This window comes from Paenibacillus sp. 01T422 (assembly GCF_056398785.1).
The window spans coordinates 1-2,585 of sequence record NZ_JBFTQB010000909.1 but is presented as its reverse complement, the minus strand read 5'-3'; the positions used below and the strand labels follow the sequence as shown (position 1 = coordinate 2,585).

At 39.7% G+C, this 2,585-nt stretch carries 2 protein-coding genes; both read right to left on the bottom strand.

What is annotated here, in order from left to right; genetic code table 11:
- A partial coding sequence (locus tag AC1DUA_RS33295; RefSeq protein WP_477503811.1) for an extracellular solute-binding protein occupies positions 1-1,030 on the bottom strand: 1,030 nt, incomplete at its 3' end.
- Between the two features lie 159 nt (positions 1,031-1,189).
- Positions 1,190-2,585 (bottom strand): helix-turn-helix domain-containing protein (locus AC1DUA_RS33290; RefSeq protein ID WP_477503810.1); only part of this gene is annotated, 1,396 nt, incomplete at its 5' end.

Sequence of the window (2,585 nt, the reverse complement as noted above, 5' to 3'; positions counted from 1 at the left end):
GATAAATGGTATTGCGTAAAACTCCTCTATCACTCGCTATAACAGGTAACAATTCGAACCTTGCTTCTGGTTCTTTCGCTTGAAGTGCTTTATTAAAATTAGCTCCGAAACCGTTGTTATCTTGAAAAAAGAAAGATTTTCCTGAGCTTAATTTCTCCTGCCAGATTTGTGAGGTTGCTACGGAATAATCAGGATCAAGCAGTTTCTCTTTGTAAAGTTTATGAAGATAGGCAATAGCCTCTTTGAATTCGGGCGCAAATGGACCAAATTTATATTGCTGTGTAACGGGCTCATAATAAATCTTGGTACCGGTAATATTCGTGTAGCCACTCCCAAAACCAAAAGCAACAGGGTTGATCAAATTTTCCGTTCCTGTTTTGCCATTCGCTGCACGGCTTGTGAAAGGATAAGAGGCTGGATAAGCTTCTTTAAACTTCTTAAGTACCTGATAGAGCTCTTCGTACGTTGTTGGCGCTTGTAAATTAAGCTTCGCTAACAGATCTGTCCGCATCATCGGGAGCAAACCAGATTGAACGCTCCATTTGGTTACTAAAGGAAATCCGTACAACTTGCCATCGACTTTTGTCTTGTTAATCTCAGGTTTCTGCTCAATTAGCTTGTGGAAATTCGGCATTTTATCCAAATACGGTGTGAGATCCAGGAAAATGTGGGAGTCAGCAAAATCCGAAAGATCATTTTGATTAACCATAATGACATCGGGTATAGAGTTTGTAGCAATCAAGGTTTTCTTCTTATCCTCATAATTACTTTGTGGGACACTTTGTAATTCCAGCTTCACATTTTTTCTCTTTTGAATTTCTTGAACAACGACCGAATTTGCATCTAGCGCTTGGGAAGAATGCTCATATCTCATCCATGAAAGCGTCATCTGATTGTCAGATGGTGAAGAACTAGCCCTCACCGATGTCTTGACCGTACTATTAGGTGAACTATCACACCCTGCCACTAAACTCCCTACTACAACCAGCGAACAGCAGGCAGTTAACAATCTCCTGTTTCTGAAATCCATGTTGTTCCCCCTCAGTAACCTGGATTTGTTCTGGCCATTTTTATTGTATAAGTTACCTGCCTCGCTTTAAAAGCACCAAATCAGTATGCGATGTTCCATTATTCCACTTGAATCTCCATGATTCATTCTTCCACCATGCATAAATCGTCCACTTTCATCCTATTTCTGCTTATTGGCATGTACATGTCGATATTCATTCGGCGAAATACCTTCATGTTTTTTGAATAAACGCAAAAAGGTTGTACGGCTGAAAATGCCGATCTGATCTGCGATATCACTAATCTTCATATCCGTCTGGGCCAACAGTTCTTTCGCTTTTGCAATCCGAATTAGGCTGATATAGTCCGAAATATTAGTCCCTGTCGTCTCTTTGAACATCCTGGACACATATTTGGCGGACAACCCTATTTCGTTGGCAATCACCTCTAGGTATAAATCCTTTTCATAATGCTTCTCAATATAAGCAGTGATAAGGGAAACGACCGTACCTGATTTGCTTTCGGCTTTATACAACGTTTCTGTGATCATTTTGTCGTAAAAATCAAAAATCATTTTCAGTCTGGCATCAAACTCCGTCGGCAAGATCTCCTTTTGACTCAAGAAATCATGCTCACTAGCCCCAAGGAAGTCATTCATACGAAGTCCTTTTTCTGTCAAATAGCGGTTGCCTGTATGGAAGAACTCTACCAGCAAAGCCCCTAGGAAGTGATAAGAAACCCCTCTTGCTTTATTCAATCCAATAATCCCTTCCAGTTCTACCCTTAAGCCTTCCCTGTCCCCTGATTTCAGCTTATTTACGATTTTGGTCTCATCCAGGAATGAATAATAGTAATTCTGATCGATATCCAAATGAGCGGCATCGACGATTACCGTCTTGGATGAATCTGTCCGCTTATCGATGGCCGTAATGGCATCACTATAGGATTTCGAATAGTCTTCAATCTTGTCATATGTCTTTCCTAAACCAATAACTAATTCGCAATACATGGTGTCGTAAGCAAACGTCATTTTAATCATCTCTAAAGCCTGTTCTAGTTGTCCACGATCCGCCTCACTTTTCAAATTCACCATGCAAACATATAAGTAAGGCTCATATTCCACCAAATAACAATTCACATACTTTTTCATAATTCCCCAAAGCACATTTTTCATCTTTTCGAAAATTAATAAGCGATCTGCTTCCAGAATGTCATGATAGAATTTATCCCTGAACATAAACACAAAGCAGCAGCACAAATAGCTGCCTGTATGGAAATCAATTTCTTTCAGTATCTGGTTAACAGCGTAAGGCTGCCCCCCTCGAACCCCTTTAATTAAATTCGTAAAAAACTGCTCGAGAATTTCCTCTGAAAAGGTATGGATTTTAATATTTGCATCCTTATGCTGCTGTATCAATTGACTGACGCTATTTCCAATCCTTTGAAGTTCACCGCTGCGTGGAGTCTCTTGATTTTCTTCCTCTATTCGTTCTGTTTTTTGTAAAATATCTCTAATATTTTTGATCGGGTTGTAAAGTCGAACACTAAATATGGAAGAAAAGGCGATACCAATGATG